This is a genomic window from Streptomyces sp. GESEQ-35 (assembly GCF_017948485.1).
GTDB lineage: Bacteria > Actinomycetota > Actinomycetes > Streptomycetales > Streptomycetaceae > Streptomyces.
In genome coordinates, this window is record NZ_JAFFSX010000008.1 from 122,183 (window position 1) to 145,854 (window position 23,672).

14 protein-coding genes are annotated in these 23,672 nt (G+C 66.6%); 7 read left to right on the forward strand and 7 right to left on the reverse strand.

Annotation, left to right across the window (positions count from 1 at the left end):
* Positions 1-130: 130 nt before the first annotated feature.
* On the forward strand, positions 131-9,664 hold the full coding sequence (locus KCH87_RS17720) for a non-ribosomal peptide synthetase (protein WP_210587082.1): 9,534 nt from the start codon (positions 131-133) through the stop codon (positions 9,662-9,664).
* A 66-nt stretch (positions 9,665-9,730) separates the two neighbouring features.
* On the opposite strand, the gene KCH87_RS17725 is transcribed toward KCH87_RS17720, so the two are convergent.
* Complete coding sequence (locus tag KCH87_RS17725; protein WP_210587083.1) at positions 9,731-10,951, reverse strand: NAD(P)/FAD-dependent oxidoreductase; 1,221 nt, start codon at positions 10,949-10,951, stop codon at positions 9,731-9,733.
* Positions 10,952-10,955: 4 nt separating this feature from the next.
* On the reverse strand, positions 10,956-12,581 hold the full coding sequence (locus KCH87_RS17730) for a (2,3-dihydroxybenzoyl)adenylate synthase (protein ID WP_210587084.1): 1,626 nt from the start codon (positions 12,579-12,581) through the stop codon (positions 10,956-10,958).
* A 352-nt stretch (positions 12,582-12,933) separates the two neighbouring features.
* On the opposite strand from KCH87_RS17730, the gene KCH87_RS17735 reads away from it, so the two are divergent.
* The 4 genes from KCH87_RS17735 (at position 12,934) to KCH87_RS17750 (ending at position 16,537) form a co-directional block, all read left to right on the forward strand.
* Positions 12,934-14,334, forward strand: a complete 1,401-nt coding sequence (locus KCH87_RS17735; protein ID WP_210587085.1) for a glycoside hydrolase family 43 protein — start codon at positions 12,934-12,936, stop codon at positions 14,332-14,334.
* Positions 14,335-14,427: 93 nt separating this feature from the next.
* The gene (locus KCH87_RS17740; RefSeq protein ID WP_210587300.1) at positions 14,428-15,075 is read left to right on the forward strand and encodes a transcriptional regulator; all 648 of its coding nucleotides are present in this window, start codon (positions 14,428-14,430) and stop codon (positions 15,073-15,075) included.
* Complete coding sequence (locus tag KCH87_RS17745; protein WP_210587086.1) at positions 15,072-16,046, forward strand: threo-3-hydroxy-L-aspartate ammonia-lyase; 975 nt, start codon at positions 15,072-15,074, stop codon at positions 16,044-16,046. Before KCH87_RS17740 ends, KCH87_RS17745 begins: the two co-directional genes overlap by 4 nt.
* 128 nt (positions 16,047-16,174) lie before the next feature.
* Positions 16,175-16,537: a cupin domain-containing protein gene (locus KCH87_RS17750; protein ID WP_210587087.1), complete on the forward strand. Its 363-nt coding sequence runs from the start codon at positions 16,175-16,177 to the stop codon at positions 16,535-16,537.
* Between the two features lie 41 nt (positions 16,538-16,578).
* Here KCH87_RS17750 and KCH87_RS17755 read toward each other — a convergent pair whose 3' ends face one another.
* On the reverse strand, positions 16,579-17,553 hold the full coding sequence (locus KCH87_RS17755) for an NAD(P)-dependent alcohol dehydrogenase (protein ID WP_210587088.1): 975 nt from the start codon (positions 17,551-17,553) through the stop codon (positions 16,579-16,581).
* A 224-nt stretch (positions 17,554-17,777) separates the two neighbouring features.
* Here KCH87_RS17755 and KCH87_RS17760 point away from each other — a divergent pair, with 224 nt between their 5' ends.
* Complete coding sequence (locus tag KCH87_RS17760) at positions 17,778-18,479, forward strand: SDR family oxidoreductase (protein ID WP_210587089.1); 702 nt, start codon at positions 17,778-17,780, stop codon at positions 18,477-18,479.
* Here KCH87_RS17760 and KCH87_RS17765 read toward each other — a convergent pair whose 3' ends face one another.
* Entirely contained in the window at positions 18,480-19,841 is a 1,362-nt protein-coding gene (locus KCH87_RS17765) for a VWA domain-containing protein (protein ID WP_210587090.1), read from the reverse strand.
* Entirely contained in the window at positions 19,838-20,695 is an 858-nt protein-coding gene (locus KCH87_RS17770) for a MoxR family ATPase (protein WP_210587091.1), read from the reverse strand. The genes KCH87_RS17765 and KCH87_RS17770 overlap by 4 nt, the downstream gene beginning before the upstream one ends.
* Before the next feature lie 128 nt (positions 20,696-20,823).
* Here KCH87_RS17770 and KCH87_RS17775 point away from each other — a divergent pair, with 128 nt between their 5' ends.
* Complete coding sequence (locus KCH87_RS17775) at positions 20,824-21,396, forward strand: TetR/AcrR family transcriptional regulator (protein ID WP_210587092.1); 573 nt, start codon at positions 20,824-20,826, stop codon at positions 21,394-21,396.
* 67 nt (positions 21,397-21,463) lie between these two features.
* On the opposite strand, the gene KCH87_RS17780 is transcribed toward KCH87_RS17775, so the two are convergent.
* Together KCH87_RS17780 and KCH87_RS17785 are read right to left on the reverse strand one after the other, a co-directional pair.
* Complete coding sequence (locus KCH87_RS17780) at positions 21,464-22,774, reverse strand: FtsX-like permease family protein (protein ID WP_210587093.1); 1,311 nt, start codon at positions 22,772-22,774, stop codon at positions 21,464-21,466.
* 3 nt (positions 22,775-22,777) lie between these two features.
* Positions 22,778-23,563, reverse strand: coding sequence for an ABC transporter ATP-binding protein (locus tag KCH87_RS17785; RefSeq protein WP_210587094.1), 786 nt, complete (start codon positions 23,561-23,563; stop codon positions 22,778-22,780).
* Positions 23,564-23,672 lie beyond the last annotated feature (109 nt).

Below are 23,672 nucleotides of genomic sequence, written 5' to 3' on the forward strand. Positions count from 1 at the left end.
CCTGATGGAGGATTCTCCTCGGTCGGGTGGCGGGATGGGTGGTGGCACGGGGCAAGGTTAGCCTAACCTTCATTAAGGTTCTAGTGATCGTTGCCTCGGTCGGCTCGATCTGGTCTCAAGAGAAGTGGGTGTGCTTCCGTTGACGGCTTTTGATCGTGTGGAGTTGAGTGCGAGTCAGCGAGGCAACTGGGTGGCTCGGAGGCTTGCCCCTGAGTCCTCGGTGTTTTGTGCGGGTCAGTTGATTTGGCTGAACGGCCCGGTCGATCCGGCCCTGTTCGCGTCCTCGGTCAGTGTTGTTTTCGCAGAGACCGAGGCGTTGCGGGTACGTTTCGGCGACGACGACGGTGTCCCTTTTCAATACGTCGACACCGCCACGACACTCACGACAGAGATCGTCGACGTCGGCCACGGCGACGACCAGATCCGGGTGCTGGCCCGCGGGCAACTCACCGCAGCACCAGCCACCGCCGCCGGGGAACCGACGACGAAGTCGACCCTTGTCCGTCGCGAGAACGGCACCTGGGCATGGATCCTGATCACCAACATCCTGCTCGTTGACGGCTACAGCATTTCTCTGTTCATCCGCCGCGTCGCCGAGGTCTACTCCGCACAGCAGGCCGGCGATTCGGTCCCGGACCGCTGGTTCGGCAGCATGAAGAACGTCACAGACGCCAAGAATTCCGGCGATTCCAGGTTCGAAGAAGGTGCCGCGTACTGGAGTAGCGTCCTCGGAATCGAGCACGCTGGCCACGAGAACGTGGAGGACTTGTCCGAGGTCTTCGTATCCTCAAGTCAACCAGTTGTCGTCCCGATACCCGACGACACCTACTCGAAGGTTCAGCAGTTCGCCCGCGCGGCACGGGTCTCCTGGACTGATTCCCTGATCGCGCTGTGGGGCGTCTATACCGCTCTGGTCGACGGTCGTGACTGCGTAGCGGTCCGGGTTCCTCTGATGATGCGAGACGATCGCGAATCACTGAAAACACCGAGCGCGATCTCAAGGGCAATCCCGGTCGTCACCGAGATCAGCCCGTACCACACCTTCGAAAATGTCCTGGAGATCGTCGCAAACCAGCTGAAGACTTCCCGGCGTTACACGACTGTTGAAGATCACCAGATCGCCCGTCTGTGGCCAAGCGGCCAAGCTTCGTACCTCACGCTCCCGACGATCAACATCAGACTCTTCGAATCAATGCCGCGCCTGGGCGACATCGACGCGATCCCTGAAACAATCAGCACCGGCCCCGTCGGATCACTCGACCTCGCGATCTACCGCAACCCCGACACCGGAATCCGGCTAGAGCTGTCCGCAGGGTCCGCCACGAGCGATCCGCTCGTGCACGCCGAACAATTCAGCGGCTTCCTCAACGCCGTCCTCGACGGGTCCCCGGCCCAAACCCTGCACGAACTGAGTACCGGATTCACACCCGGTACCGACGGCCCGGATCCGTCGTGGGCACGAGGCGAGACGCTTGATATCGCGCCGGCGACAGTGGACGCACTGGTGCGCCGTCGGGTCGCGGCCGATCCGGACGCGGTCGCGGTCGTCGCCGACGACGGCACCGAACTCACCTACAGCCAGTTCGATGCACGGGTCAACGCTCTCACTCACCTCCTGATCGATGAGGGCGTGCGGGTCGGGGACCGCGTCGCGATCGCTATGACACGCTCGGTCGACCTGGTAGTAGCACTTACCGGAGTGATCCGCGCGGGAGCGGCCTACGTGCCGATCGATCCGGAATACCCCGCAGAACGCGTCAAACACATCCTCGACGACGCCGCACCTGCGCTGGTCATCACCGATCAACACACCACAGAAATACATCAACACGTACTGGGTGAACATCGCGCACCAGCACTGCGGATCGACGACCACGAAGTGCAGCGACGGCTGGCCACCGGTCAGGAAACCGCCCCCGTTCTATCCCCGCCGCTGAACGAGCTCGACGCAGCTGTCGTGCTCTTCACATCGGGAACGACGGGCAACCCGAAAGGCGTTGCCGTTTCGCACCGTGGCCTGGTGAACCGCCTCGCATGGGGTCACCAGGTACTGGACTACAAACCGGACAGTGTGGCGCTGTCGAAGAGCGGCGTGGGTTTCGTCGACGCTGTGACCGAGCTGTTCGGGCCGATGATCGCCGGTGCCCGAATCGTGGTCGTGCCCGCGGAAACCGCGCAAGATCCAGCCGGCCTGCTCGACACAATCGCCCGACACCGCGTCACACATCTGCTGACCGTGCCCAGCCTGGCCGACGTCCTCGTCCGCCACGACGACGCACCCACAGCGCTGACCACGATCCGGTCCTGGGTTTCCTCCGGTGAAGCACTCACCCCGGGCACCGCGACCACCATGCGAACGACCGCACCACAAGCAATACTGCACAACTTCTACGGTTCAACCGAGGTTACCGGCGATGGCACAGCGGCCATCATCACCCACACCGAGAACACCCCGATCGGTGCACCGGTCGCGAACACGACAGCGCACGTTCTTGACGCGTGGCTGCGTCCAGTACCGGCCGGTGTCGCAGGAGAGCTCTACCTGGGTGGAGTGCAACTCGCCGACGGATACGTCGCACGCCCGGGCCTGACCGCTGACCGATTCGTGGCTGATCCGTTCAGTGACCAGGGCACGCGGCTGTATCGCACCGGCGATGTCGTGCGATGGAACTCCCTAGGGCAGTTGGAGTACCTCGGCCGCAGCGATGATCAGGTGAAAATACGCGGATACCGGATCGAACCCGGCGAAATCCGCGCCGTCCTCGAACGACACCCAGCAGTATCGGGTGCCGCCATCACCGCCTTGGACCATCCCGCCGGCGGAAAATACCTCGCCGCATACGTCACCACGGCAAGTACCGCGGACGCCGAGGATGCAGCGCTGTTCGACACCCTGCGCGAGCATCTTGCACGGTCGCTGCCGGACTACATGATGCCCACAACCTTGATGCTCCTGGACCGATTCCCGGTCACCGCCAACGGGAAGCTAGATCGCCACGCGTTGCCGCAACCAGACCTCGCCGCAGGTGCAGCCGATGGCCGGCCACCGCAAACCGCCACCGAGATCGCCCTCGCCGGCATCTTCCGCGACGTACTACACCTCGACAACAACACCGATCTCGGCGTGGACAGCGACTTCTTCCGCCTGGGCGGGCACTCGCTGCTGGCCGCACGAGTCGTCGCACGCGCCAACGCACAACTCGGCGCCGCGCTGACACTCCGCGATGTCTTCGACCACCCCCGCATCAGCGAACTCGCCCACATCGCCGACACCACCACCGGAACCACCGAGACATCCGGCACACGAATCGGCGACCTACCACGCCCCGCCCTGATACCAGTCTCCTACGGACAGCAATCACTCTGGTTCACAGAGCAGATCGCAGGGCGTCCGATCTATCGGACTGAAATCGTGCTGCAAGCAGGCGTGCGGCTCGAGCTGGATGCTTTGGCAACGGCGGTACGTCGGGTAGTTGCTCGTCACGAGATATTGCGCACGATCCTCGTGCCGGACGAGGAGACCTCATCGCTCCGCCAGGTCATCTACGCGGAACCCGACGACGACACCAAGGTCCTGGAGGTCGAACACGTCGGTCCTGAGCTGCTCAGCGACAAGATCGCTCAGGTTGCCGCACTGCCACTTGACTTCACCTCCGAGTTCGGGCTGAAGTTTCATTTGTTGCGGCATTCCGATGGCGATGTGCTGGTAGCTTACGGGCATCACATAGTTACCGATGCGGATTCCTTTGGGATCCTAGTTCACGAGCTGAACAAGTTCTATCTCGAAGCGGCTGCCGGCAATTCCACCGAGGTCGCGCCCTTGTCGATCCAGTATGCCGACTTCGCGGTCTGGCAGCGACATGTGCTGGGCAGCCGGAGAGATCCGGAGTCTCGCTATCAATCAGACCTGCGGTACTGGCAGGACATGCTGTCAGATCTCCCGACGGAAACCGTCCTACCCCTCGACCAGCCACGCGACGGATCCGAAGAACGAACCATACGACCTGCCACCACGTCCCTCACCGGCAATGAGACAGCCACGGTCGACGAATTCCTGGTCGAGCACAAGGCAACACCGCTGCAGGCGTTGATTGCGGCATTTTCGTTGGCGCTCTGGGATGAAGGTGCCGGCGATACGGTACCTATCGGCACCCCGGCCAGTTTGCGCGACCAGCCCGAGTTGCAGGACCTCATCGGGTACTTCGTGAACACCGTCGTGGTGCGCGCCGATATCGACGCTTCAACCGGGTTCGCGCAGACGCTGCTCCGTTGCCGCGATCGCATGCTCGAAGCTGCTGACCACAAGCTCGTTCCGTTCGAGCACGTCGTCGAGGCGGTGAACCCGCCGCGGCAGGTCGGGATCAGTCCGCTTTTCCAGGTGATGGCCGCCTACGTGGATCGCGGTGGAGATTCGGGTGCGGCGTCGCCGTTCACCAACTACGCCTCGACCACTGCGGATGGCCCGCTGGCATCTCAGCCTGCGCTGTTCGATCTCGTGTCGAGTATTGAAAGACTTGACAGCGGCGCATTCGGAATGAATCTGAACGCGGCCCGCGAGTTGTTCTCGGCGGAAACCACGTCACGATTGTTGCGGAACACGGCGCGCTTCCTTGTGCTTGGATCCCAGCACCCGGATTTGACGGTCAAGCAACTCGCCCAGATCGTTCGTGTCGGCGACGAGGGCCGGACCAAAGCTGACAACAACGTCGGTGACATTCGCCGCTTCCGCCTGCCGCTTGAAGATTTCGACATCAGCGTGGCTCCGCTCTGGCGGGCGGCGATCGACCACGTCAGTCACGCCCTGTCGGGAGCAAGCCTCGCCTTGCGCTTGGCGATCCGCGACAGCGGCGCCGGTGAACTGGTCGCCGAGACCGGCAATCCTGAGATGCTGGATGCGGTCAGGGAGAAGCTCACCGAGCTGGTCACTGCATATCAGGCAAAAATTCCGATGGTCGTCGTCACGTCTACTCGGGCCGCGGCTGGATACGATGACGACGAATTGACGGCTCTCCTTGACGATCCGTTCTGGGAGGACTGGGCAGATCAGCTCGCTGATGCGACCGCCACTGTGCTGCGGCGGCGAGGCGACTCGGTAGCTTCGGTAGCGTCAAGTGTCACGGCTGGACGAGCGGCTCCCGCCGCCGACGAAACTTCCCTACAGTCCGTTGTGTTGACGGCCGTGGCCAAGGCCTTGGCGGGGATCGCTGAAGGTGATCTGCTCGTGGAGTTCCACGAGTCCGACGGTCCCCTGATGACGCGTAGATTCCCCGTGTTGCTTGACGACGGCGAAGTCATCGGGCTGAGCCCGGAGCGAGCGGTCGAATACGCCGCGCTGGCCGGACACCCCCGGTTCAGCCGCTTCTTCGATGATCTTCCGATCCCACGGATCCGCGTGGGTGTGTTCCGCAGCCAAGCGGAGCTGATCGCCGAGCCTGCCGCGGGTGTCGGCGTACCAGAGGATGGACTCGGCATCCATGTCCACGTCGCGGGTCGTGAACCCGACGACTACGTCGTCCGCGTCTGGGTGGAGTCGGCGGACACCGTTGATGTCGACACGAAGGCGCTGGCCGCCGCCATCACCGAAGAGATCGGCAGAGCCGGAGTCCCTGCCCTCGGCCGCGAGCGTCGAGATGCATTCACTCTGCGTCGCGCGGACCGGGTCACGTTGACGCCCGGCGAAGAAGAATCCATCCGAGCCCGCTACGGGCACGACGCCCAGATCCTTCCGCTTGCCCCGTTGCAACGCGGATTGTTCTATCACCTGCTGCGGTCCCGGGAATCCGACGACCACAACACCTACGTCTCGCAGATCACCCGGCAGATTGCGGGAGATCTCGATCCCGAGCGGATGACGACGTCCATCGCCAGTGCGATGGAGCGGTACCCCAACCTCCAGGCAGCGTTCGTCCCTCCCGGGGACGTACAGGTGATCCCGTCCGGTGTCGAAGTCCCGGTGCGGGTCATCCGATTGGACGAGTGGGGTGGCCTCGGGGTCGATGTGGAGCAGTTCCTGGCGGCCGAGCGAGGTGAGCCGTTCGACTTCGAGGTCCCGCCGCTGATCCGGTTCACGCTGCTCGAACACGGCCACCAAGCGTGGACGTTGGTCATGAGTTTTGAGCACATCCTGCTGGATGGCTGGTCCATCAACGCGCTGTTCGCCGAAATCCTCAGCATCTACGCCGATGACGGATACGTCGATCGCGTGCGACCGTCGTCTTTCCGCTCCTACCTGGACTGGGTCGACGACCAGGATCCCGCTACCGCCTATCGCGCCTGGGACGGCTACCTCGCGGAACTGGCCGGCCCGACGTTGCTGTGCCCTGACTTCGTCGACCTCGGTGAGGCACAGAGCGAGACCGGTGAACTTCACCTCGATCTCAGCCCGGCAGAGGCCGCGATGGTGTTCCGTACCGCACGAGATGCCAAGGTCACGGTGGGCACCTTGCTGCAGACCGCCTGGGGGATCGCGCTCAGCCGGCTCACGGGAAGCAATGACGTCGTCTTCGGTAACACCGTTTCCGGCCGGCCGCCGTCGTTGCCCGACGCTGACCGAATCATCGGGCTGCTGTTCAACACGGTCCCGATGCGGGTGAATCTGCCTCCGTTCGAAACGAATCGGCAGCTGCTCGCCCGGGTCCAGTCCGAGCAGCTGCTCGTCATCGACTACCCGCAAGCCGCTCTGACACAGATCCAGACCAATGCAGGCGTTCCTGTCCTGTTCGACACGCTGTTCGTGGTGCAGAACGTGCCGCTCGGCAAGGCTGCGGGGCAAGACACAGCCGGGTTGCAGGTCGTCGGCGCAAAGGTTGATGACGCAACCCACTACCCGGTGACGTTCGCGATCGACCCGGAAGAACGCGACGGAGCGGCGACCGTGCACGTGCGCCTGTCCTACCGCCGGGACGTTTTCGATGCCCCGGCCGCGGAGCTGTTGCTCAAGCGCTACGTCCAGGTGCTCGTTTCTCTTACTCGCCGGCTTGACGAGCCCGTTGGTACGTTGTCCGCCCTGTTGCCGGACGAGACTGCCCCGCATACGGGTATCGCCGCTGATCTCATCCGCGACATCGAACCGGTCACGGTCGCTGAGTTGCTGCACCGGCAGGTGCGGCTGTCCGGATCGGAGACGGCGCTTGTCGCCGGAGATCGCTTGTTCACCTTCGCGGAGTTCTTCGCCGAGGTGAACCGCTACGGCCGACTTCTGCTCGACGAGGGAGTGCGCCCAGAGCATCGGGTCGCGCTGCTGCTGCCGCGCGACGAGCGCACGGTCATCGCGATGTTCGCGGTGTTCGCCATTGGAGCCGCCTACGTCCCGGTGGACAGTGAACTGCCGGACGAACGGATCGGCTACATGATCGAGGTCGCTGAACCGACCGTCACTCTGGTGACCGACCGCGACGTGGATCGGCTCACCGGCGCCGTCGGCAAGGTGATCAACCTGGATTCCACGACGACGGTGGACCGCCTCGCGCAGACCGAAACAGCTCCGATCACGGCAGCGGAACGCGGCGGGCAGGTCTCGCTCGACAACCTCGCGTACATCATCTTCACCTCGGGAACCACCGGACGGCCCAAGGGAGTTGCCGTCGGCTATCGCGGACTGACAAATATGTACGTCAACCACGTCGAGAAGATCTTCGATCGGGTGGTGGACCACCAGCGCGGGCGCCGGTTGAAGATCGCGCACACGACGTCCTTCTCCTTTGATGCCTCGTGGGAGCAACTGTTCTGGCTCCTGAACGGGCACGAGGTTCACGTCATCGACGAGGAGATGCGACGCGACCATCAGCGGCTGCTGGCTCACTATGACGAGGTGCGTATGGACGGGTTCGATGTGACCCCGTCCTACGGGCAACTGCTGGTCGAAGAAGGGCTGCTCGAGCGAGACCGGCCGGCCGGCCGGTCCGTGTCTTCCGATGCGCCCGGTGTCGTCTTCGTCTCCCTTGGTGGCGAGGCCGTCCCCGACCGGCTCTGGCAACAGCTGCGCGGCGCCCCCGGAGTCGAGTCGTACAACCTTTACGGACCTACCGAGTACACCATCAACGCCCTCGGCGCCGACCTGGCCGACAGCACCAACTCGAGTGTCGGGACGCCGATCTTCAACACCCGGGCCTACATCCTCGACGAGAACCTGCAACCTGCCCTTCCCGGTGTCGCCGGCGAGCTCTACCTGGCCGGCGAAGGAACCGCGCGCGGATACTGGGGCCAGTCCGCGCTGACCGCCGAACGTTTCGTCGCCTGCCCGTGGGAACCCGCAGAACGCATGTATCGCACCGGAGATCTCGCCCGGTGGAACGAAGCCGGGATGATTGATTACCTCGGTCGCGCCGACGAGCAGATCAAGATTCGCGGTTATCGCATCGAACCGGACGAGATCCGGGACGTGGTGCAAGAGTTCCCCGAGGTAACGCGCGCCGAAGTGGTCGCCTTCGAGCATGCCACGGGGCTACAACTGGCTGCCTACTACAGTACGACCGCGGACCTCGACATCAGTGAGTCGTTGCGCAACCATCTGGCCAGGTACTTGCCTGACTACATGGTCCCGGCAGCCCTTGTCCCGGTGGAGTCCTTCCCCCTCACCCCGACCGGCAAGCTGGATCGCCGAGCGTTGCCTGCGGCTGACGTGGCCGCGTCCGGAGTCAGCGCGGGCCGGGCACTCGAGTCGGAGACGGAGCTGGCGGTGGCCGCGATCTTCCGTGCTGTGCTCGACCTCGACGAGGGACTGGTCCTGGGCGCCGCAAACGACTTCTTCCGGCTGGGCGGGCATTCGCTCGCGGCAATGCGGCTTGCGTCGCAGATGAATCGCGCGTTCCCCGTGAACATAGCGATGCGGGACGTCATCTCCGCTTCAACGATCGGCGCACTGAGTGCGGTGGTCGACAAGAAGATGCAGCCGGGCGCCGATCCCGAGGTCGACATCACCGCGATCGCGACCCGATTCACTCAGTCCCTGAACGGCCGCACTCTGTTCTGCGCGCACCCGAAGTTCGGCGCCTCGTCCATGTACTCGGAATTGTCGAGATACCTCCCGGACGGGGTCGGGCTGGTCGGGATCGATGATCCGGCGATCATCGGCCTGGAGATCGAGTTCGATGACCTCGACGACCTCGCCTCGACCTATGCCGACGTCATCCAGGGGCTACAGCCGGCCGGACCGTACGAACTGCTGGGTTGGTCGTACGGCGCACACATCATGTTTGCCGTGGCGCGCCAGCTCCTCTCCCGAGGCGAGCGTGTCAGCCCCCTGGTGATCGTGGATGCCATGCCTGCCGGTTCAGAAGACTCGACGGAGCTCCTCGTGCGACCGGGATCTGGCGAGTCGATGCGTGACGAAATGCTGAAAGCCTTCGGCCAGGAAGCGTTCAACGAGTTGCTCGCCGACGCGAAACAACTCAAGGCTGTCGAGACGGCCGGCCGTCGTTGTGATGTCCTGACGTCCGCGCTGACGCGGGGCAGTCTCGACATCGAGACGCTCGTGATCGCGTCATCCGCGACTCACACGCCCCGAGTGGCGGAGCTGGGCCGTGAGGACGCGCTGGGATGGAGTAGCCACCTGACCAACTTTTCGTTCTTCGTCGCTGAAGACGAAGACCATCAGTCCATCCTCGAGCCCGATTCCGGTCTGCTGAAATGGGGCCCACTGCTGACGAACTTGTTGGACGGCTGAGCGGATTTCGTGGTCTGGTGCAGTACGGCGCGCCGTACTGCACCAGACTCGTCGAACTCGAGTTCCTCAGGGGATGGCGGCAGCGTCTTGCAGGCTGTCGAACAGGGCCGCGCGGCGCATGTAGGCACGAGCGGTGTCGAACTTCTCGGCGGTGCGGCGCAGTTCGTTGAAGTTGTGTCGACGCACCTCGGGGTCGCGTTCCTCCAACAGCCGTTTGTTGGCGATCGTCTGGGCCTGTACGTAGTTCACCGCGGCATGGCGGCGCTGGCGGCTGTAAAGGTCGAGCAGGTCGTCGCCGGCCTCACCGGCGATCACCTTCGCGAGCTTCTCCGTCAGGTTGATGGCGTCATGGATGCCGCCGTTCATGCCCATGCCGCCGATCGGGTTGTTCACGTGCGCGCTATCGCCGGCGAGCAGGATGCGCCCCTGACGGAAGGTCGCGGCCACGCGCTGATTGACTGGGTAGACGTTGCGGTACTCGACGTCGTACGAGCCAGTCTTCGGCAAGAACTTCTGCAACCGCTGCTCGACGCGCGCCGGCGACAACGCGGTGGCGTCGTCCTCGTCGTGGCCGATCGGCAGGATCACTCGCCAGAGCCCCTCGGGCGTTTCTCCCCTCACCTTGAACACGTTGGCCCACTCATTGGGGTCGGAGAAGTAGTTGCGAAACGCCAGATCCGGCTTGACGGTCTTGAGGTCGAAGCTGGTCGCGATCTTGATGAACCGCTCCGGATAGGTGAATCCTTCGAATTCGATGCCGACGAGCTTGCGCACCGTCGATCGGCCACCGTCACAGCCGACGACGTAGGCCGCCGGCATACGTTCTGTGCCGGCAGGTGAGGTGTACTCCACCTCGATGCCGCTCGCGGTTTCGGTCAGACCGGTCAGCGTGTGGGAGAACCGCACGTCGAAGTCGGATTCGTTCGCGTATTCCTCGGCGATGGCAGCGGTCAGCTTGTACTGCTCGTACTGCAGTACGTACGGGAACCGGAACTCATCCTTGAGACGGCCGAGATCGAACTCCGCCACGACCTCTCCGGTCGGCCGGTCGTGGAAGCGATAGGTGCTCGAGAGCAGACTGTGCGCCCGGATCTTCTCTGTGATGCCCAGGTCGTCGAGCATCTCCAGTGTGCTCGGATGGATGGTCGCCGCGCGCTGATCCTGCACCGGCGCCGGCTCGGACTCGAGAACGGTCACCGGGATACCGCGCCGATTCAGCGCCAGCGCGCAAACCATTCCGACGGGGCCCGCGCCCACGACGAGGACACGTGTGGTCTCGTTCGACATGGGCTTAGCTCAGCTCGCGCTGCAGACGCTTGCTGACCTTGCCGACCGCGGTGTAGGGGAACTCGTCGACGACCTCCACGACATCGGGGAGTTTGAACGTGGCGAGGCCCTTGTCGCGCAGGAACTGGCGCAGCTTGCCCAAGGTGAGCTCGGCCGCGCTCTCCGGCGTCCGAGGAATCAGGTACGCCTTGACACGTTCGCCGAGAACCTCGTCATCGACCCCGACGACGGAGACGTTGTGGACGCCGGCATGAGTGAGCAGCGCGTTCTCCAGCTCCTCGGGCGCGATCTTCTCGCCGCCCCGGTTGATCTGGTCCTTCGACCGTCCCACGACTCTGATGAATCCACGCTCGTCCCGCTCGACGATGTCACCGGTGCGGTAGAAACCATCGCTGGTGAACGCCAGCGCATTCTGCTCGGGGTTGCGGTAGTACCCGCGAATCACCGACGGTCCTCGCGTCAGCAAGTGACCGGGTGCACCGGGTGGCACTTCGTTGCCCTCGTCATCGACGACCTGGATCTCGTCGGCCGCTGAGGCCGGCCGGCCCTGGTATCGCACGCTGGTGGCCCGATCGACGTCGGCAGGATTGCTGACGACGAGGCCCTCACCCATCCCGAAGCTCTGCGACAGTTGCACGCCGAACTCCGGCTCGACCCGACCCGCCACTGATTCGCTCAGCTTCGCGCCGCCGCACATGAGCACCTTCAGGCTGGAGATGTCATAGGACTTGCGGAGCGAGGAGTTCAGCCAGGCCAGCAGGATCGGAGGTACCAGCGAAACGCGGGTCACCCCGTGCTTCTCGATCAGCGGGAACGCCGCATCGGGGCTGCCGTTCGGTGCGATCACAATGGTGGCGCCCACGCTGAACGCACCGAGAAATCCGGGCGAACGCGTCGACATACTGTGGCAGATCGGTATGACCAGAAGATGCACGGTGCGCTCGGTGATGCCTCGTTCACCAACGCTTCGCCGCAGTGCGTAGCCGTACGTCTGGTGAGTATGCGGCATCAGCTTCGGAACGCCCGTCGTGCCGCCTGACATCTGCAACAGAGCGACGTCCTGCGGGCTGCACCGTCGCGCGTGCTCGAGCGATCCTTTCGACTGCAACGCCTTGTACTCAGCGCCGCCGCCCTCACGTTCGAGTACTACGGTGTGCTTCAGATGGAGCCATCGCTGCTTCAGGTCGGCAGCCATCGCAGCGAGATCGGTGCCGCTGTCCGAGGCGACTGTGATGTAGGCACGCGCCTCGGCGATCTCGATGAAGTGCTCGATCTCGGCACGACGGTGCGCGATGGGAGCGACGACGGGAACCGCCCCGAGCTCCCACAAGGCGAAGACGAAGGCAATGTACTCATAGATGTTGGGCAGGTGTACCACCACCCGGTCGCCACGGCTCAGCCCCAGATCCTGCAGGCCGGCAGCGAGGCGCAGGACCTCGTCCGTGAGCTGTGCGTAGCTCAACTCGGCTTTGCGGTCGATGACAGCGAGTTTGTCGGGACAGCGCTCCGCGGTGGCGAACAGCAGCTCCGGCAGCGTCTGATCGCGCCAGTACCCCTCGGCGACGTACTTGGCCGCCGTCTCCGACGGAAACGGAACGACCCCGTCAAGGGCCAGCGGTTCGATGCTCAATTGGTTTCCCTTTCGAGGAGCTGCCTCCAAGCCCAGAGAGGGTAGGCTACCCTAACTCCACGATCAGCGGTGCTGGATCCGGTCCGCCAGGGGACGCGCACAGCGTCGATCAATCACGTGACCGGCCGAACCGGGATCGCGGCGCTGCTACCCGAAGACGTCGAGGTCGCAGCAGCCGGACCATGCGCGCGCGGCGGCAACCGACGGGGGTGGCGCGCTCACCGGACGCTTCTCACAGAAATCAGCAAGACCTGACAGAACAATTGACGCACTGTCACCACGCCTCTACCTTCTGACCGATTCACCGAACTGTGTTCGAAATCTCGGAAATCGGTGACCTCTTGGAGGGTAGATGAGCACCAGTGCCCAGCCCGGCCCCCGCCCCTCGCGCCGGACGTTCCTCGGCATGGCGGCGACCGTGCCGCTGGCCGTGACCGGCACGCTGACCGTCGGTGCCGGATCGGCGTACGCGGCCGACTCGGCGTACGTCATGTGTTACTTCACCGAGTCCACGACCATGCTCGAGGCCAATTACGGGCTGCATCTCGCCGTCAGCACCGACGGCCTGAAGTGGATGCCGCTGAACCAGAACAACCCCGTGGTCACGCCGACCGGTGGCGCCGGCGGGCTGCGCGACCCGTTCGTCCTGCGCAAGCAGGACGGCACTTTTGTCGTGCTGGCGACGGACCTCAAGGGCACCGACTGGTCCCGCACGAGTGTGTACATCCACGTCTGGGACTCGGTCGACCTCAGATCCTTCACCGGCTACCGCCTGCTGAAGCTGCACGACATGACGAACACGCACAGCTGGGCCCCGGAGGTCTTCTGGGACGCCGGACGCGGCCGGTACGGGATCCTGTACTCGTCTGTGAACAGCAGTGGCCACAACGTGATCATGGTGAGTTACACCGCGGACTTCCGGACGACCGAGAACCCGCAGGTCTTCTTCGACCCCGGCTACGACATCATCGACGGCAACCTGACCGTGGGCGTGAACGGCGTCAACTACCTGTACGTCAAACGGGACCAGACCCTCGTAGGCGCGAGATCCACCTCGCTCGACCCGGGCAGCTTCACGGTCTTCAGCACGCCCGTCGCACACGGCGGCACCGAGGCCCCCACCGTGGTGAAGTCCCTGACCTCCAACACCTGGTACCTCTGGGGCGACACCTACACGCCGAACGGTGTCTTCTACGCCTGGCAGACCAGCAACCTGGCCGCCGGCACCTGGACGGCGCTCGATCAGCGCCTCTACACCCAGCCGCTCAACTCCAAGCACTGCGGCATCCAGTCGATCACCTCTGCCCAGTACGGCAATCTGGTGACCGCCTGGGGCGCCCCCGCCTGGAACCGGCTGAAGTCGTACAACTACCCGGCCCGTTACGTCCGGCACAGCGGTTTCGTGGGCCGGATCGACGAGTATCCCTTCGACCCGTACCCCGACTCGCAGTGGAAGCTCGTGCCGGGGCTCGCCGACTCGGCGGGGGTCTCCTTCCAGTCGGTCAACTACCCGGCCCGCTATCTGCGCCACTACAGCTACAACCTGAGGCTGGACGAGAACGACGGCACGTCCGCGTTCGCCGGCGACGCCACCTTCTACCGGGCCGCGGGGCTCGCCGACTCCTCCTGGTCGTCGTTCCGGTCGTACAACAACCCGACCCGCTACATCCGGCACGCGGACTACGCACTGCGCATCGATCCCGTCTCCACTGCCACGGAGCGGCAGGACGCCACGTTCCACGTCGGATACTGAGGATCTGGACTGACAGTACAGTGAATGGACTGCTAGTCTAGAAGCGTGAAGCTGAGTCTGGATGCGGAGAGGGATGCGATCGTCGCCGCGCTGATGCCCGTCGTCGACGGGATCGCGGCGACTTTCGGCCCGGTGTGCGAGGTGGTGCTCCATGACTACCGGCGCCCGGAGGAGTCGGTGGTCGCCGTAGCCGGTTCGGTGACCGGACGTGCGGTGGGCGGGGCGATGAGCGAGATCGGCATGCGTGTCCTCGCCCGCGGCGACGCGGCGCGCGACGAGCTGAACTACGTCACCCGCACCGACACCGGCAAGCTGGTCAAGGCGTCGACGATGGTGTTGCGGGACTCCACGGGCGCCGTGTTCGGCGCCCTCTGCGTCAACCTGGACGTCACCGCGGTGCAGGACGCGCAGTCGCTGCTCGGTGCGCTCGCCGGCATCGGCGGTGATGTGGCCGAGACGCCCGTCATCACGTTCGGCAACGACATCGACTCCGTCGTCGATGCCATCCTCGACGCCCACCAGCTCCGGCAGAACCGCAGCTGGGCGGGGCTCGACCGGGACGGGCGCCTGGAACTGTTCCGCAGCCTGGACGAACGCGGCGTGTTCGCCGTCCGGCGTGCGATCGAGCAGGTCGCCGCCCGGCTCGGCATCTCCCGTGCCTCCGCGTACAACTACCTCTCGCAGGCCCGAACCTCGACCGAGACCGAGGCCGCCGCAACCCCCGATGGAGTACACGCGTGACCACCACCCCGCCGGTCACCCTCGACGCGGTCCGTGATGCCGCAGCCCGGCTCAAGTCAGTCGCGCACCGCACCCCGGTGCTGCGCTCACGGACCCTGGACGCACTCGTCGGCGCCGAGGTGTTCCTCAAGTGCGAGAACTTCCAGCGCGTGGGCGCCTTCAAGTTCCGCGGTGCCTACAACGCGGCCTCCCGGCTCGCCCCCGAGCAGCTCGCCCGGGGCATCGCCGCCTACTCCTCCGGCAACCACGCCCAGGCCGTCGCCCTGGCCGCCCGTGAACTGGGCACCACCGCGGTGATCCTCATGCCGGAGGACGCCCCGCGCTCCAAAATGGACGCCACCGCCGGATACGGCGCCGAGATCGTGACGTACGACCGCTACACCGGCGACCGCATCGCCATCGGCGAAGCCCTGGCCGCCGAGCGGGGCCTCGCCCTCATCCCGCCGTACGACCATCCGGACGTCATCGCCGGACAGGGCACCGCCGCCCTCGAACTCCTCGAAGAGGTGGGGGAGTTGGACGCGCTGATCACACCGGTCGGCGGAGGCGGGCTGATGGCCGGCAGCGCCACGGTCGCCAAGGGCCTGCACCCGGGCACTCGCATGATCGGTGTCGAGCCGGAGACCGGGGACGACACCAAGCGGTCTCTTCAGGCGGGCCGGCGCATCACGATCCCGGTGCCCCGCACCATTGCCGACGGGCAGGCCCTGCACACCCCCGGAGAGCTCACCTTCTCCGTGAACCGGCGGCTGGTCGACGAGATCGCGCTGGTCGGCGACGACGAGATCAGGGACGCGATGCGGTTCGCCTTCGAGCGTCTGAAGATCGTCGTCGAGCCCAGCGGCGCCACTCCGCTGGCCGCGCTGCTCACCGGCCGGACGGCCGCCCTCCCGCGCCGGGTCGGTGTGATCGTCTCCGGCGGCAACATCGACGCCGAGCGCTTCGCGCAGATCTGTGGCGGCGCTGACTGACATGGTGGCCTGAGCCGTTCGGGAGGACGATGGAGGCATGGGGCACGGTCACCGCCGGTGCCGCGCATGGCCGCCCGGAGACGGAGACCGGCCCCGGCCGCAGTGCGCGGCCGGAAAGGAGGAGCGTCATGCTCGAGATCAAGACGCTCGACAAGCCGGACGAGCGGAGGGACTTCCCCCGAGGTCATCTGGAAACCGTTCACATGACCGGACTCGACTTCGCTGTGGCGACCTTCGAGCCCGGCTGGCGCTGGTCGGAGTCGATAGCGCCGATCGCCGGGACCGAAAGCTGCCAGATCCACCACAACGGCTATATCGTCGAGGGCCGTTTGCGCATCCGCATGGACGACGGCGCCGAGAGCGAGGTCGGACCCGGCGATGTCTTCGTGTGTCCGCCGGGACACGATGCCTGGGTCGTGGGCGACGAACAGGTCATCGCGTACGACTTCGCGGGAGGCATGGCGCAGGAATACGCCAAGGCCAAGGAGTAATAGCCCCAAGGGGGGATAGCCCCAAGGAGGGACAGCAGCCCTCACACCGTGATGACGACCTTCGCGCGCGCGTGCTCCACCTCGAGGTACCGGATCGCCTCCCGTGTCTCGGCGAACGGGAATGTGCGGTCGATGGCCGGGACGACCTTTCCGGACTCGGTCAGCTCGGCCAAGGCCGTCAGATACTCCGTGGTGACCACCGCCGGGAGTTCGAGCACGCGGTGCCGGACGAACCGGCTGACCGCACGCCCCTGAAAGAAGAGACTCATCGGCCCGAAGAAGGTGCCGCCGTTGTAGGTCCCTCCGCCGGACAGCACCAGCGTGCCGGTGGGGGTCAGTATGCGCCGGAACTCGGTGAGGGACTTGTTGCCGACCAGGTCGAGCACCACGTCGTACCGGTGCTCGCTCCGGGTGAAGTCCTCCTTGCTGTAGTCGACGACATGGTCCGCGCCCAGAGAGCGGACCATGTCCACGTTGCGGGTCCGGCACACCGCGGTGACGTCCAGGCCGTACACCTTCGCGAGCTGCACCGCGAACGTGCCGACGCCGCCGGACGCGCCGTTGACCAGGATCGTCTGTCCGGACCGCACCCGGGCCACATCTCGCAGGCCCATCAGCGCGGTGCACCCCGCCACCGGGATGGCGGCCGCCTGCTCGAAGGTGAGGCCGGCCGGTTTCGGGGCCACCGCGTCGGCCCGTGCGCACGCGTACTCGGCGAAGGTTCCGTCGGTCTCGCCGAACACCTCGTCGCCCACGTGCAGCCCCTTGACCCCACTGCCGACGGCCTCGACCCGGCCGGCGAAGTCCTGGCCGCGGATCTTCAACTTGGGTCCGCGGAAACCCATGGACATGCGCATCAGTTTCGGGTCGCCGTGCATGAGGTGCCAGTCCTTGGCATTGACGGACGCCGCGTGCACCCGCACGAGCACCTGGTCGGCGCTCGGCGCCGGCCGGTCGACGTCCCTGATCTCCAGCTCGTCCGCCGAGCAGTACCGGTCCTGGATCCAAGCCTTCATGGATTCCCCCTCTGTCACTCCGGAGCGTAGGAGAGCGAGGTCTGTCCGGGAATGAGGGGCGAGCCCCAGTTCTCCCGGAGAAACGCCCCCTAGGGGGTTCATGGGGAGGCGTACGGCACGAGCGTTGCGCTTGCTCTGAGAAACCGATCGGTTTACGCTCCTCATGTCGAACGGGAAACCGATCGGTTTCCTACCTCTCGTGTCTGAAGAGTCCGGAGAGTCCCATGACATCCATCGAAGGTTCCGTCGCCCTGGTCACCGGCGGCAGTCGCGGCATCGGCCGTGCCCTGGTGGCGGCCCTGTTCGAGCGGGGCGCGAAGAAGGTGTACGCCACCGCCCGCGACCCGCGGACCGTCACCCACCCCGACGCCGTGCCGCTGGCCCTCGAGGTCGGCGACCTGGCGTCCGTCGCGGCCGCCGCCGAGCAGGCCCAGGACGTCACGCTGCTGATCAACAACGCGGGTGCGAGCGTGAACGCCAACTTCCTCGACTCGCCCGTGGACGACGTCCGCCGCGAGTTCGAGACGAACTTCTACGGACCGCTCCTCGTCACCCGCGGCTTCGTGCCGGTCATCGAGCGCAACGGCGGCGGCCACATCCTGAACGTCCACTCGGTGCTGTCGTGGATCGGGCTCGCCGGGTCCTACAGCGCCTCCAAGGCCGCCCTCTGGTCGCAGACCAACTCCCTGCGCCTCGACCTCAAACCGCGCGGCATCGACGTCACCGGCCTCCATGTCGGCTACGTCGACACGGACATGACGGCGAAGATCGACGAGCCCAAGTCCACGCCCGAGAGCGTGGCGGCGCAGGCTCTCGACGGCATCGCGGCCGGCGCCTATGAAGTGCTGGCCGACGACATCTCCCGGCAGGTCAAAGCGGGGCTGTCCGCGGACCTCGCGATGCTCTATCCGCAGCTCGCGGCGTGATCACACCGGCAGCAGGCGGGCGACCAGCTCGCCGAGCTGCCGGGCGTTGCGGCACTCGTGCATCCCGATGACCCCGGCGTACTCGGGTGCGGCCGAGTCGCCGGTGCCCCACAGGGTGCGCGGCTCGGGGTTCAACCAGTAGATGCGGCGGGCCCGTTCGGCGATGTCGCGTACGGCGGGCAGATTGGGGTCGCTCATATTGGTGCGGGCATCCCCGAGGACGAACACCGTGGTGCGCGGGCCCACCGCGTCGCCGTAGCGCTCCGCGAACTCGCCCAGGGCGACGCCGTAGTCACTGCTGCCGTGCCAGCCGGTGAGCGTCGCCTCCGCCTGGATGCGGGTGCCGAGGCCCTGGGGATCGGCGATGCCGTGCACGAGCAGCCCGGTCACCTCGTCGATCCGGTTGACGAAGGCGAACACCCGCACCTTGCTGAACTGGTCGTGCAGCGCCTGCACCAGCAGCATCGTGAAGTCCGAGAAGCCGGACACCGAGCCCGACACATCGCACAGCAGCACCAGTTCGGGGCGGGCGGGGCGGCGTCGGCGCAGCACGGGCCGCATCGGCACCCCGCCCGTCGACAGCGAGCCGCGCAGCGTCCGGCGCAGGTCGATCGTGCCCCGCGAGGCACGGCGACGGCGTGCGGCCAGCCGGGTGGCGAGCTTGCGGGCGAGCGGCTGCACCGTCCTGCGCAGCTCGGCCACCCGGTCCCGCCCGGCGTACAGGAAGTCGACCCGGTCGGCGGTCGGGGCGACGGCCCGCCGGGCGATCTCGTCCCGGCCGCGCCGCTCGGCGACCCGGCGCCGGGCCTCCGCGGCCACCATCGTGCGGAAGACCTCGATCCGCCGCCGGATCTCGTCTTCGAGAAGCCGGTCCGTGAACCCCGAGGCGCTGTTCTGCGCCCGGATGTCGTCGCGGACGCGGGCGAGCAGCGTCTGCGGGCGGATCCGGTCGAGTGTCTGGTACGACGACCAGCCGTCCGAGGCCGGTGAACTCCCGTACCCGCCGAAGCCGTCGACGGCCTCGCCCGCCAACCGGCCCATCAGGGCCGCATCGCCCGCCACCAGTGCCGCCGCGAGCCGGTCGCGCAGGTCGTCCCGGTCCGCGGGCTCCTCCTCCGGAGCCCCCACGCCCCGGGGGAAGTACAGGTCGAAGACGGGGTCGAACACCGGCCGCTGCCCATTGCCGTGCAGCAGCGTCGCGGCGAGCCCCTCGCGCAGTTGCTCACGGTCCGCGAGGCCCAGCGCCGTCACCGCACGGCCGGCGTCCACGGTCTCGCCGGTGCCGATGCGGATGCCATGCGCACGGAGCGCGGCGACGAAGTCCGTCAGCCGCGCCGCGACATCCGACGCCGCCTCGGTCATACGGCGTCCAGGTCGAGCTTGGCGGCCGCCTTCAGGACGTCGTCCTGGTGCTTGAGGAGCACGCCCAGGCTGGCCCGTACGACGGTCTCGTCGAGGGTGTCGGCCCCCTGCGCCAGCAGCGTGCGCGCCCAGTCGACGGTCTCGGCGACCGAGGGCACCTTCCGCAGGTCCATCGCCCGCAGTGCCCCGACGACGCGCACCACGGATGTGGCCAGCGCCTCGTCGAGGTCCGGCACCTTCAGCCGTACGATCCGGCGCTCCAACTCCTCGTCGGGGAAGCCGATGTGGAGGAACAGACAGCGGCGGCGCAGGGCCTCGGACAGTTCGCGGCTCGCGTTCGAGGTGAGGACGACGAAGGGGCGGCGCGTCGCCGTGACCGTACCCAACTCGGGGACGGTGACCTGAAAGTCGCTGAGCACTTCGAGCAGCAGACCCTCCACCTCGACGTCCGCCTTGTCGGTCTCGTCGATCAGCAGGACTTTCGGGGTGTCGCCGCGGATGGCCGTCAGCAGTGGCCGGGGGAGCAGGTACTCCTCGCTGAAGATGTCGGTGCGCGTCTCGTCCCAGGTCTCGTCACGGCCCGCGCTGATGCGCAGCAGTTGTTTGGCGTGGTTCCACTCGTACAGCGCGCGGGACTCGTCGACGCCTTCGTAGCACTGGAGCCGTATGAGTTCCGCGCCGGCGACCGTGGCGACGGCCTTGGCGAGTTCCGTCTTGCCGACGCCGGCGGGGCCCTCCACCAGGAGCGGCTTGCCGAGCCGGTCGGCCAGGAAGACGGTGGTGGCGACCGCGGGCGAGGCGAGATAGCCGGTTTCGGCCAGGCGCGCGGAGACTTCGTCGACGGATGTGAACAACGGGGCCTCCCGCTCGGAGTCAGTTTCCGGGAACTATCTAAGCGCTTGTTCAGCATCTGTGTCACGTGATCCCCGGTCGGGATACCGATCGGTTTCCGATGTGGCCCGGGGCGCGGTAGCCTCGCCGTATGGCCATGACAGACAGGGCGTCCACGAGGGACCGGTTGCTCGACGCGGCGGCCGAGCTGTTCTACCGCGACGGTGTCTCCATCGGCGTCGAGGCGCTGTGCCGGACGGCCGGTGTCTCCAAGCGGTCGATGTACCAGCTCTTCGCCAGCAAGGACGATGTCCTCGCGGCGAGCCTGGAGCGCCGGGCGCCCGAGTACGAGCGGCAGCTCACCCCGGACCCGCAGCAGAAGCCCGGCACCCCGCGCGAGCGCATCCTCGACGTCTTCGAGCGGCTGGAGAAGGCGTCGACGGAGCCCGAGTACCGGGGCTGCCCCTACCTCTCGGCGCTGGTCGAGCTGAAGGACCCCGAGCACCCGGCGAGCGTCGTCGCCCGTGCGATGAAGGGACGGCTGACCGAGGCGTTCCGCGGGCTCGCCGAGCTCGGCGGCGCACGCGATCCGCAGCTGCTGGCCCGCCAGCTGACGCTGGTCTTCGACGGCGCTAGCGCCAGGGCGGGCGCGGGGGTCGAGACGCTGGACGGGCTGGCCACATCCACCGTGGCGGCGCTGTTGGACGCGGCGGGGGTCAGGTAGAAGAGAGGGGTCAAGTAGGAAAGAGGGGCAGCCGCCGTGGCGACCGCCCCTCCCGAAGTTCCCGTGCTCAGGCGGCGAGCCCCACCGCCTCCACCGCCGGAGTACGCAGCACCCGCCGGGTCGTGGCCAGGCCCGTCCCCATCGTCACCACCGCCGCGATCGCGACGACCGCGATCCAGATGCCGAAGAACTGGCCCGGCAGTACCTCGTCCGAGCGGACGACGGTGAACGGCACGATCCCCGCCAGCGCCGCCACCGTGCCGAAGAAGACGCCGGTCACCGTGAGGACCAGCCCCTCGGCGCCCACCATGCCGAGCACCTGACCAGGAGTCGCCCCGGCCAGCCGCTGCTGCCCGAACTCCCGGGCCCGGTACGTCGTCGCCGCGTACAGCGAGTTGATCAGCATCACGCAGACGAACGCCACGATGATGCCGACGACCGTGAAGTTCAGCGTCTCCAGGTTCTTGGCGTCGACGTCCTTGACGATCCCCAGCTTCTCGACCGTGTCGCTCTCCACGGCCTGCATGGTGAGCGTCGCCGTGGACACCGCCGTGAACAGGATCAGCGACATCAGGATCCCGGCGAGATGATCCGCCCGCTCACGCAGGTTCCGTACGGCCAGCCAGCCGCTGGCCCCCGACAGGGACAGCCGGTCCAGCAGCCCCTTCAGCAATCGCGTCGCCAGCAGCGCGAAACCCACCGACAGCAGGATCGCCCCGTACGCCGGTGCCGCCATCAGCGCCTCGTCCGTCGCCGACATCGCAAAGGTCGAGGTTGCCGCCACGGCGCCGAGGACCAGCGCGGCGTACGCGAAGAACTTCCGTGCCCCGCCCCGCCGTTCACGCCGGTGCGTCGCCCGCCGCACGGCAAGGAACGCGGCGCCCGCGGCCGCGAGCAGCGTGATGCCGACACCGGAGTTCAGCGCGATCGGCCCGAAGGAGTGGTCGACGGAGCCGGCGACCTGGCCGCTGTCCTGGAACACGTCCAGCAGCAGCTGCCCGCCCAGCATCGCCGGGCCGATCGCCAGCACCGCGCCCACCAGGGCCACGGCCACCGCCTCACCCACGACCATCCGCTTGATCTGCGCCGGGGTCGCCCCCGAGCAGCGCAGCAGCTCCAGCTCCGCCGCCCGCTGGCGGACGTTGACCGTGAGCGTCGAGGCGACGGCGAAGAACACCAGCAGGGTGCCGTAGCCGCCGACCACGCTCGCCGAGAGGCTCAGCGTTTCGGAGCTCGTCGAGTCGATTCCGGGCTGTCCGGCCGTGTCGTGCATCGAGTTGAACGTCATGATGACCGCCGCGCCGAGGAAGGCGGCCAGCATGGTCGCGAGGAAACGTCCGGGGCGTTGCCGGATCGAGCGCATGGCCAGTACGAACATCGCTCACACCGCCTTCAGTGCATCGTCGCCCAGGTGGGCGAGCCGCTCGGCGACCGCGTCGGGGGTCGGCGCGTCCATCCGGCCGGCCAGCCTGCCGTCCGCCAGGAACAGCACCGAGTCGGCGTACGAGGCGGCGACCGGGTCGTGCGTCACCATCACCACGGTCCGGCCGTGCATCCGTACCGCATGCTGGAGCAGCCGCAGCACCTCGCGAGCGCTGCGCGTGTCCAGGGCGCCGGTCGGCTCGTCCGCGAAGACCACCCGGGGTTCGGTGACCAGCGCGCGGGCGATCGCCACCCGCTGCCGCTGACCGCCGGACAGCTGGTCGGGACGGTGTCCGAGCCGGTCGCCGAGCCCCACCGAGGTCAGCACCTCCCGGGCCCGCTTCCGGTCGACGCGCTGCCCGGCCAGCTTGAGCGGCAGCACCGTGTTCTGCGCGACCGTCAGCGTCTCCAGCAGGTTGTACTGCTGGAACACGAACCCGATCCGGCGGCGCCGGAACTTCGTCAGCTCGGCCTCGGTGCCACCCGTCATCTCCGCTCCGTCGACCAGCACGATGCCGCTGTCGGGCCGGTCGAGACCGGCCGCGCACTGGAGCAGCGTCGTCTTGCCGGAGCCCGACGGCCCCATCACGGCGGTGAAGGTGCCCCGCCCGAGGCTGAGCGTGACCGCGTCCAGGGCGGTCACGGCGCTGTCGTCGGCGCCGTAGGTCTTGGTGACCTTGACCAGCCGCAGTGCCTCGGCGGCGGGTCCCTGGTCGTGCGTACGTTGCGAGCCGGTGCGAAACATTTCGTCATCACCCTCCGTCGGGCACTTCCTGTGCCACGCCCAAAACGCTACGGAGACGGAGGCCGGACCACATTGGGCGCAGAACCCGTATCGGGGGGTGTACTCGGCA

Bases quoted from the DNA above. Each gene is read 5' to 3' on its own strand.
- KCH87_RS17725 (WP_210587083.1), bottom strand. From the start codon at position 10,951: ATGTCGAACGAGACCACACGTGTCCTCGTCGTGGGCGCGGGCCCCGTC.
- KCH87_RS17735 (WP_210587085.1), top strand. From the start codon at position 12,934: ATGAGCACCAGTGCCCAGCCCGGCCCCCGCCCCTCGCGCCGGACGTTC.
- KCH87_RS17740 (WP_210587300.1), top strand. From the start codon at position 14,428: ATGCCCGTCGTCGACGGGATCGCGGCGACTTTCGGCCCGGTGTGCGAG.
- KCH87_RS17750 (WP_210587087.1), top strand. From the start codon at position 16,175: ATGCTCGAGATCAAGACGCTCGACAAGCCGGACGAGCGGAGGGACTTC.
- KCH87_RS17755 (WP_210587088.1), bottom strand. From the start codon at position 17,553: ATGAAGGCTTGGATCCAGGACCGGTACTGCTCGGCGGACGAGCTGGAG.
- KCH87_RS17760 (WP_210587089.1), top strand. From the start codon at position 17,778: ATGACATCCATCGAAGGTTCCGTCGCCCTGGTCACCGGCGGCAGTCGC.
- KCH87_RS17765 (WP_210587090.1), bottom strand. From the start codon at position 19,841: ATGACCGAGGCGGCGTCGGATGTCGCGGCGCGGCTGACGGACTTCGTC.
- KCH87_RS17775 (WP_210587092.1), top strand. From the start codon at position 20,824: ATGGCCATGACAGACAGGGCGTCCACGAGGGACCGGTTGCTCGACGCG.
- KCH87_RS17780 (WP_210587093.1), bottom strand. From the start codon at position 22,774: ATGTTCGTACTGGCCATGCGCTCGATCCGGCAACGCCCCGGACGTTTC.
- KCH87_RS17785 (WP_210587094.1), bottom strand. From the start codon at position 23,563: ATGTTTCGCACCGGCTCGCAACGTACGCACGACCAGGGACCCGCCGCC.